At 36.0% G+C, this 7,551-nt stretch carries 7 protein-coding genes; 1 reads left to right on the top strand and 6 read right to left on the bottom strand.

Going from position 1 to position 7,551, the window contains the following annotated elements; genetic code table 11:
• Window positions 1-408 precede the first annotated feature (408 nt).
• From NR121_RS24675 to NR121_RS24650, 6 genes are all read right to left on the bottom strand, one after another.
• Window positions 409-1,131 (bottom strand): hypothetical protein, encoded by a 723-nt coding sequence (locus tag NR121_RS24675; protein WP_256832113.1) that lies wholly within the window; start codon window positions 1,129-1,131, stop codon window positions 409-411.
• 2 nt (window positions 1,132-1,133) lie between these two features.
• The gene (locus NR121_RS24670) at window positions 1,134-1,514 is read right to left on the bottom strand and encodes a hypothetical protein (protein WP_256832112.1); all 381 of its coding nucleotides are present in this window, start codon (window positions 1,512-1,514) and stop codon (window positions 1,134-1,136) included.
• The gene (locus tag NR121_RS24665; RefSeq protein ID WP_256832111.1) at window positions 1,514-2,368 is read right to left on the bottom strand and encodes a ParA family protein; all 855 of its coding nucleotides are present in this window, start codon (window positions 2,366-2,368) and stop codon (window positions 1,514-1,516) included. Before NR121_RS24665 ends, NR121_RS24670 begins: the two co-directional genes overlap by 1 nt.
• Before the next feature lie 221 nt (window positions 2,369-2,589).
• Window positions 2,590-3,384, bottom strand: a complete 795-nt coding sequence (locus NR121_RS24660) for a recombinase zinc beta ribbon domain-containing protein (RefSeq protein WP_256832110.1) — start codon at window positions 3,382-3,384, stop codon at window positions 2,590-2,592.
• Window positions 3,351-4,133, bottom strand: a complete 783-nt coding sequence (locus tag NR121_RS24655; RefSeq protein WP_256832109.1) for a recombinase family protein — start codon at window positions 4,131-4,133, stop codon at window positions 3,351-3,353. Before NR121_RS24655 ends, NR121_RS24660 begins: the two co-directional genes overlap by 34 nt.
• Before the next feature lie 1,132 nt (window positions 4,134-5,265).
• The gene (locus tag NR121_RS24650) at window positions 5,266-6,438 is read right to left on the bottom strand and encodes a protein kinase family protein (RefSeq protein WP_256832108.1); all 1,173 of its coding nucleotides are present in this window, start codon (window positions 6,436-6,438) and stop codon (window positions 5,266-5,268) included.
• A gap of 697 nt (window positions 6,439-7,135) precedes the next feature.
• On the opposite strand from NR121_RS24650, the gene NR121_RS24645 reads away from it, so the two are divergent.
• Entirely contained in the window at window positions 7,136-7,513 is a 378-nt protein-coding gene (locus NR121_RS24645; protein ID WP_256832107.1) for a hypothetical protein, read from the top strand.
• Window positions 7,514-7,551 lie beyond the last annotated feature (38 nt).

The raw sequence follows: 7,551 nt of genomic DNA, 5'->3' as shown, positions 1-7,551 counted from the left end.
CTATTACTTTCATTTTATCAGGTTTGAGAGTTTACACATTTTATTTTACAGACTCCGCCTCAACCAATAATAATAAGTTTTAGGATAGCACACCACGCAGAGATCGTTTGTCCACTACTGCGACATTCTCGGACAATCTCAGTCCATTTGTTTAATCGATACTGGTTAGTAACTTCCCTGGTATTCAACTCTAAACCTCCCTTTGGAGTTTTTCGATCGAAGTCGAAAAACTCTACAAACTCCAATATTAAGGGAATTGTCTCAAAGACTGAGGGAGGTTTCTATACACTAACTTATTAGACGCTTACCTTGATAATAAACCATTGATAAACATTAAGAGAATTAATATATAAACCCCGATTGTAAATAGCCTGCTCCATAAGAGATGGATGCAGGCCAGAAACTAACTCAGTAGATTTTAAGTACTTCCTTTATTGACCTAATTTCTTCGGGAGAGTAGATATCAATAATAAAATCGTAATACGTTTTTTCAATGTTTTTGGTCCACTCATTATTCAAAACGAGGAAAATTGTTACAATTATCTTAACAGAATTCTTATATTTCTCAATAACTGTTTGAAACTCACGTTCACTAAATGTGTATACACTTTTAATATCCGTTAAGACAGATATAGTTTTAATTGCTTTAATATCATTATGCACATAAGAGCATAAGTCTTTCCAGATCGCTTCCACCTTATCTCTTTCAATAGTACGTAATTGCCTTACAAGAGGATGATTATACATGAATTCTCTATATTCTGTTATAGTAAGGGAGTGCTGTCCTTCATTATGTAATATATTCTCAACAGGATGCGTTTCGTAATATAAAAGTTTGAAGGAAGATTCAATAGCACTTCTAAGTATATTCATTCCACTATTATAAAATCCTAACCCCATTAGGGACTGAGATTCAATTATATTACTCATCAGAATTTGGTAGTAATCTGAGATGAATGAATAGTCTTTATAGTGGTTTAATATGTAAATTGGGAAGATCGCTTTGTGTAATGTGTTCAAACGATTGGAGTAATTATTGTAAATTTCATTCTTGTTATCTTCAACGCTTTGGAATAAACTTTCGATAAATGCCAAACTTTCTTCTCTAATTTGCTCTCTTATCTGAAACATGTTTATTTTTTCCCCTTATATAAGGCTTTTTTCCATCCTCCGTAATTAGATGAGAAACTGATAAACAAGTATTTGGAGATTTTATGCAAAACGTGATTTTGTTTATCTGGATCCAAATCTTGAATATATCTAAAATACCAGTCAATAATACGATCTCTTCCAGTGCTTTTAGTTCTATGTTGTACTCCTGTCATATTAGAAAGAAATATGTCTACCTCTTTTACTGTTGGAAAAACATCTTTTGACATTAACAGTAGTCTAATTAGCCATTCAATATTTGATATTTTTTCAATCTCAATAGAATCTGTTACTAGTAGGCCTCTTATATCATCAATTATTAATTCTAATCTAAAATCATCCAGACTATTTCTAATTTTGCCCATTAATCCTTCACATCCATTTGTATTTTTCTAACGAACTCTTCTGCGAAGTTTGAAAAGTTATCCTTAAATTGAGCCTGTGCTCTACTTTCTAAAATAAATTTATTTTCAAAAAAAGCTATCGGGTAATTCTCAGAAAACCTGATTTCTGTTTCGAAGACCCCTCTGTGACTTCTATAAATTTCGGCTTTTATACTGTCGATATATCTGGAGTCCTTTACCATATTAAATACAATCCCCAGCACTTCTACCTGTTTGATCTCTTCCTTAAACTGATTATGTAAGTCTATTTTCTCAAGTAACATTGGTATACCTCTTGCAGAAAATGGATCAGGCTTCACTGGGATTAAAACATAGTTACTTGTATTTAGCGCATTGTTAGTTAAAACTGAATAGGTAGGGCTACAATCAATTAATACATAATCATAAGCTTGTTTTTTGTCTTTAATAATAAAATCAAGTCGTTCCTCCATATTGGAGCCGCTGGCTCTTTCCAATATGTTGGATAACTCTAATTCTGATGGAACTAAATCTATTTTTCCTTTATTAGTTTCCCCATAAACGTTTATTATTAAATCGTTCAATTCTAATTTTTTTGCTTTTGCTTCTTTTCCAGAAGGACTTATGAGATTACGCAGATCAGAAAAAATCTCGGAAATCATCATCTTCTTTTTTCTATGTGCCTGATACTGGTCATATTCAATTAATGCGCTTGTTGCATTTGCTTGGGGGTCAAAATCAATGAGTAACACTTTCTTATTTAGATTTTTTGCTAAGTAATGCGCTAAATTAACAGTAAGGGTTGTTTTTCCAACCCCGCCCTTCATATTGATAATAGATACCGTCTTTCCTCTCATAGACTATTCTCCTCATTTTCATAGACTCATTACATTAATTATACTATACCCAAATGGTAAATTTCACATATTAATTTAGACTATTGCCTTAGCTTAAAAGCTGGAATAATTATGAATAAAAAACCACAAACTGTGGCTGGGTGAGGGCAAATCATATAGTTATTACACACTGTGTACTCCACACATGTGGAGTGTGTAATATTGATGGTAAGAAAGGGAGCCTAACTTGCGGCTCCCTTTTGCATTGGATTTTTGAAATTGTAATGGATGATGATCTGTCCGTCCGCCGACACTTCGACACGGTCAATGAGCCTGTGCAGGACGTGCCGTAGCGTTTCTTCATTATCGAACTGAAGGTTGATAAAGCGCTGGATTTCCTCTTGGAAAGCTTGTATGTTTGCTTCTGTGTCAATCTCTTTAGCAAGCGTATCTTCTAATGTGCGCTTTTGTTGTTCAAATGCAATTTGTTCATCGTTGATGATTTGATACTGTTCCTCATAATCGCGCTGAGTAATGACTTGGCGGGACAATAAGCGAAGCAGTTCCCTTTTTTCAGTTTGCAGGGAATGGATTTCTCGTTCAATCCTTTTTAATTCTTCCATAGCCCCAAGCTTCTTTGTCCCCGCCCTTTTCAAGGCGATATTCAGTAAAGCATTCATGTTTATAGAATTGGTCGCCAATTCCCGTAGGTCAGACAGCACCTTATCCTTTAGATCATCATGTTTGATGTAGTGGGACTGGCATGCTTGTTTGCCGTTTTTCTGGTAGGTGGCACAGACATAGCCTTTTCGGTCGTTTTTGTAATTCATCCCTGCGCCGCAGTCCGCACAAAACGCCAAACGTGCAAAAAGCGCCTTTTTCCCACGGCCTCTAAAGATTTTCTCCCCCTTTTTACTGATCTTCTCCTGCACTTCTTGAAACTCTTCCTGTGAAACGATGGCGGGGTGGGAATTCGGAATGATAATCCATTCATCCTGATGGTTCAGTATCCGCTTTTTGTAGCCCTTCTTCTGCAAAAATATCTCCCGTCCGTCTTGGAGCGTCCCTGTACCAGATTCCCCGTATAGTGAGGATTGGTCAGAATCAATTTCACGCTAGAGTATTGCCATTTGTCGCCTGCATTTTTTGCTCCCGCTACCGCCCGTGGGGTGGGGATTTTCTTAGCGGTCAGGTAATTGGCTATCTTCTGCATGCCCCATCCTTCCCGTAAATACAGATCAAAAATATGTCGGACGGTTTGCGAGTGAATCGGATGAAGTTCCAGCTTGCCTTTCACCTTTTCATAGCCGTATGGGGGGAGACTGCCGTGAAATTTGCCTTCCCGAGACTTTACAGAAATCCCAAATTTCACACGTTTAGAAATGGTGTCGCTTTCCTGTTGGGCAAGCGCTGAATAGATTGCCAATATGAATTCCGCTCCATCGTCAAATGAATCGAAATTGTCCTCAACGGACATGACCCGAATCCCAAAACTCATGAGTTGTCTGACCAAGAGAATCGAGTCCACCGTATCCCTTGCCCACCTTGATACGGATTTGATGAGTACAATCTCAAACTTCCGTTGTTCCGCGTCTTTCATGAGTTTTTGCAACTCCACACGTTTGACCGTACTTGTGCCGCTTTTGCCTTCATCCGCATAGGTTTTCACCAGTTCCCATCCTTTTTCCCTTATGAAGTTTTCAAAGAACGTCAGTTGATTTTCCAGACTGTCTAATTGACTTTTCATTTCCGTGCTAACACGGGCATAAACTGCACATTTCATCATTAGCCCCTCCTGAGAGCCTCATACGAAACGTGCTACCAACAATCCAGTTTGATATTAATGCTGGATTTTTCGTTTATGACTTCGTATCAGGCTGATAGAGGGATGTTCACATTTTGAAGCTGTTTCTTTTGGTAAATTGCCCCGCCCGATGCCTAGAAAAAGTAACTTTTCGGATAGCGGGCGGGGTGGTTAGGAAATATCCCTATGAAAATTTTCAAGAAGTTGGTGCGGAGGTGGGAAAGGAATGACGAAAAGGGTATTTAGCGGTGAGCAAACATTGCAGGAAGTGATGGAGCTATTGATTTGTACGATCTTTGCAGTTGAGCAAAGTTCAGAAACGGACTGATTACGAAAAATGTTTTATTCAAATTGGATTATTTGCTAGTGACTTCGTATAAGGCTGATGAAGGACAATTTTGCAACAGCTTGTTAAAAACTAAATATAGCTTTTTACGTGGTTTTTCGGTAGTACACGTTAAAGAACCGGCCCGACTCATCATCGGTGTATCGTGCGTTAGAGGCACATTGCCTTTTCCCAGATACCACTAATGAGTGGCCCCGTCGTAGTGCCTAATTGGCAGGGAATCTTGACAGAGTGATGGAATGATGCCATCCACGCAGTAAAGCTACACCTGGGTGCGTCTGATGTCTCGTAGGCTCTGGAAACCTCATCCTCACATAGCCTAGTTCATTCCCCTTTTTGCAAGGGGGGGAATGCTCTGTGTTCCTATCTTCACATAGCTACCCCCCGCCTGCGAAGCGGGCGGGGGGAGGATGAAATGTAATCCAAACGATAATGTTAAATAAACAATGACGATCACAGATTACATTAAACAACTGATATTACTCTGATAAGGTCTAAAAAACAGCTAGGCAATAAGCTAATTTAGCTGGCTAGTCATACTTCTCCCCGCCGCGCCCCCCAAAAAAATACATTGATTTAAAATTGACATAGCTTCGTTATTCCTATAATTTACAAATGATGGTGTGTGGTGCAGATATCTTTCATTATTAGACTGAAAATTACACAACAATTCACTATAATCAGGATAATTTAATTTAAGACATATTTACAATTTAGGAAAACTGAATATCAATAAACTGATGTAATCCCATTAGGTTGACGATGAAATTATTGATAAATTGCCCGAAAGGCCTGTATCATTTCAGTTACTGATTTGAAACGCGTAGATTTATCTGCGTTCATACCTTTTTTCACAAATTCCCGTAAATTGGGATCTGAAATTGATTCTGTGTTTGTTTTCCCTGTCATCACAAAATACACAATCCTTGTTAGAGCATACGTTTCATGCAGCATGTTATAAGATGAGAAACCATCAGTTAACAATGAAGGATCATTAAAGTATCCTTTAAACTCAGTATTAAAGGAGGTGAGAGAACTGTTTGGAATTTTTACTAATCCAAAGTCAGAGATTTTTACAACATAAGTATCATGATATTCTTTCAGTAAAATATTTTTTGGGCTAATATCTCGATGTAGTCTCTCTTTCGAATGAATATATTCAAACGCTCGTAAAATTTGATTTACTATATTTTTTCTTAATCCTATTGGCATAGACTGTCTATTTTTAGTAATGAAACTATCAAGGGTATAATCCATATACTCCATTATATATTCATTATTAGCATCATCATATCGATAGACTTCAACAATATATGGAGACGAGAATTCTTTCATTTCTTCAAATTCTCGTTTAAATCTTTCAAGTTCTTTTGAAGTCAAGTCTTTTTTAGCTCTTTTTAGCGCGAAATACTTATTATAGAAAGCGTCACGATATTTGTAAACATGAGCATATGATCCACTACCAATTAATTTTAAATCATATGATTTTGTAAATTGAGGATGTTGTATTGTAATAATGTTCTTCGGAGTAAACAAAGGGATTGTATAAAATAAATCAATCTTTTCCATATTAAGCGGAATTGTACTTCCGCCACTTGAACGTAAAAAATCTCTGCACTTTTTTATAAGATCAAAGTAATATTCATTTATTTCAAAAGCAAATTCTGAGTTTTTTAAAGTATTATATAAGCCTAATGTTATCTCGATTGTTTTAATCAATTGGCGGCTAGGTTCAGCCCAAAAATGTGCTTCATGGTCCTTTGTAGGAAGCCTTTCATTCATCAACCGAAACAATGATATAAAATTTTGGTGAAGTGTTGATAATATTTCTTGTAACTTTTTATGCTTAATATTTGCATATAAGTCTGAGAATTCTACATCTATTGAACTAATAGAAAGTAGTTCTCTATATTGTGATTCAATATAATTTTCTATATTCATTGTCTCACCCAAACTAATTTTTTTTTGAGATATTATACCATATCATTGAATATTAGTGGAATTATAAGGGGCTGGGATTGTGATTGTATCACATATGAACAAAAAGGATGATTATGTAAAAAAGCAAAATAACAATATAGATATTTGAGTTTAGGAAAAAACGCAAGGTTAATATGGTTTTTTAAATTAAAGGATTATTGATAGCACATTCGTATACGCTGTTCTAATTAACTACTCCACACATGTGGAGTGCTGTGTGTCGCTGGTAAGGGAGTAGTATATTTGAGCCGCATTTACCTATATTTATTTATCTAAATGGTCTGACAAAGCTCAAGCGATATTACGTGCTTGGGCTTTTTGTCTGGAGACGGATACTTTTTCATAAGTAAAGTCTTAATGGATGGCTGAGAGGTAAATTTGAAAATACAGATAGGTTGAATGGCTGAGCTATATTACTGTATATAAATAATCTGTTATTCTGCAATTCGCCCCGTTCATTCGGGGCTTTTTTCCTATATGAGGAGGTATTTGGAAGAAATAAATCGAATATATAAATATATTGTAGCATTAAATAGGCGCTGGTTAATGTATTAATATCTTTCGGAACTACAATTGCTTCATAATCAATTGCTTAAAAACCTTGTGATGTTTTCGTATAAGTTTGTAGATAACATTACTGATTATTGGAGGTTTAAGTGTGAATACGGAGACTGTCCAAACAATCACAATTGATTCTCAAGATACTCACAGTGCTGTTCCTTCATGGAGTGGATACGACATTCAAGGGCAAGTGGCTATATATACTGCATTATGCTTTCTAAACAATTTAGATCTAACTACAGAAGACGTAAGTCAATATTTTCTGGAGATTGAGCATCTGGAAGATTTCTCAATTAAAAAAAATGATACTTACTTGTCCATTCATCAAGTTAAATCATATCAAACCACCAATAATTTTAGTTCTTACAAAGAAGCAGTTTTAGAACTGCTAGGTAAATGTGCAAAGTACGGAAACAATATAAAGGGCAATTTACATACTACTTGTTTTATAGAAGAAGTGGATTGTCAACAGTAAATCAGACAATTTTTTTAAGGGCTTCTTGGCGATACTGA

This window comes from Paenibacillus sp. Pae15, from assembly GCF_024519685.1.
Lineage (GTDB): Bacteria > Bacillota > Bacilli > Paenibacillales > NBRC-103111 > Paenibacillus_G > Paenibacillus_G naphthalenovorans.
Note: the sequence above shows the minus strand (reverse complement) of the source record. Positions and strands in the feature narration are given on the sequence as shown.

Bases quoted from the DNA above. Each gene is read 5' to 3' on its own strand.
- NR121_RS24670 (WP_256832112.1), bottom strand. From the start codon at position 1,514: ATGGGCAAAATTAGAAATAGTCTGGATGATTTTAGATTAGAATTAATA.
- NR121_RS24675 (WP_256832113.1), bottom strand. From the start codon at position 1,131: ATGTTTCAGATAAGAGAGCAAATTAGAGAAGAAAGTTTGGCATTTATC.
- NR121_RS24650 (WP_256832108.1), bottom strand. From the start codon at position 6,438: ATGAATATAGAAAATTATATTGAATCACAATATAGAGAACTACTTTCT.
- NR121_RS24655 (WP_256832109.1), bottom strand. From the start codon at position 4,133: ATGATGAAATGTGCAGTTTATGCCCGTGTTAGCACGGAAATGAAAAGT.
- NR121_RS24665 (WP_256832111.1), bottom strand. From the start codon at position 2,368: ATGAGAGGAAAGACGGTATCTATTATCAATATGAAGGGCGGGGTTGGA.